General features: G+C 33.2%; 1 protein-coding gene. It reads right to left on the reverse strand.

The genetic code is table 11. From position 1 onward, the window contains the following. Positions 1 to 10 precede the first annotated feature (10 nt). Positions 11 to 286, reverse strand: a 276-nt coding sequence (locus QCD85_RS23680; RefSeq protein WP_301264081.1) for a hypothetical protein, incomplete at its 5' end; no start/stop codon positions are given.

Here is a 286-nt window from a genome sequence, read left to right on the forward strand (position 1 = left end):
AAACAAACCGTTATAATTCTACTGGTTGTCCATTTTGACCTAACATCCCCATTACTTTACGATCTCGATCCGATACAATTAACGTATAATCTTCAAACAAAAAAGGGTTAGGTGGTAAATCTACTGTTACTCTCCATGCTGGTCGAATATCATCATTTTCTCTGTTTTCTCGATCTCTTTTGAACGTATATCCTTCATCAAAATATAATCTTTCGATTTGTTCACTTACGATTCCTTCCTCTTTATTTTCTTCATGATATTTTTTAGCAATTGCTATTGCTTCTTC

It is taken from the genome of Paenibacillus sp. PsM32, from assembly GCF_030433815.1.
GTDB lineage: Bacteria > Bacillota > Bacilli > Paenibacillales > Paenibacillaceae > Saccharibacillus > Saccharibacillus kyungheensis.